The organism is Salmonella sp. 32031103-2018-00083-FB-01-SM-01, assembly GCF_017571995.1.
In the GTDB taxonomy this organism is placed as follows: Bacteria; Pseudomonadota; Gammaproteobacteria; order Enterobacterales; family Enterobacteriaceae; genus Salmonella; species Salmonella enterica.
Map to the genome: position 1 here is coordinate 1 of NZ_JAGEQL010000023.1, position 540 is coordinate 540.

1 tRNA gene and 2 rRNA genes are annotated in these 540 nt (G+C 52.8%); all 3 read right to left on the reverse strand.

Annotation, left to right across the window (positions count from 1 at the left end):
* Window positions 1-176: 176 nt before the first annotated feature.
* The 3 genes from rrf (J4614_RS21905) to rrf (J4614_RS21915) all read right to left on the reverse strand — a co-directional run bounded on the left by rrf (J4614_RS21905) (window position 177) and on the right by rrf (J4614_RS21915) (window position 537).
* A 5S ribosomal RNA gene (rrf, locus tag J4614_RS21905) occupies window positions 177-292 on the reverse strand.
* A gap of 39 nt (window positions 293-331) precedes the next feature.
* A tRNA-Thr gene (locus tag J4614_RS21910) sits at window positions 332-407 on the reverse strand.
* 14 nt (window positions 408-421) lie between these two features.
* A 5S ribosomal RNA gene (gene rrf, locus J4614_RS21915) occupies window positions 422-537 on the reverse strand.
* Window positions 538-540 lie beyond the last annotated feature (3 nt).

Below are 540 nucleotides of genomic sequence, written 5' to 3' on the forward strand. Positions count from 1 at the left end.
GACCTGCTCAACGACGGCTATTTTAAAGGATAGAGGATAATCGCGTTGGGTGCGTTTGAACTCAGTCATCATCACGTTCTCCGGATTTAAGTCTGGAACGTGTCAACGCTATTCAGGACGGGTCAAGATAAAACAAAAGGCCCAGTCTTTCGACTGAGCCTTTTGTTTTATTTGATGTCTGGCAGTTCCCTACTCTCGCATGGGGAGACCCCACACTACCATCGGCGCTACGGCGTTTCACTTCTGAGTTCGGCATGGGGTCAGGTGGGACCACCGCGCTACTGCCGCCAGACAAATTCTTTTTCAAATGCCGAACTTTAACCGTATTAAGTGGTGCTGATACCCAGAGTCGAACTGGGGACCTCACCCTTACCAAGGGTGCGCTCTACCAACTGAGCCATATCAGCACACTAAATTTGATGCCTGGCAGTTCCCTACTCTCGCATGGGGAGACCCCACACTACCATCGGCGCTACGGCGTTTCACTTCTGAGTTCGGCATGGGGTCAGGTGGGACCACCGCGCTAGTGCCGCCAGGCAA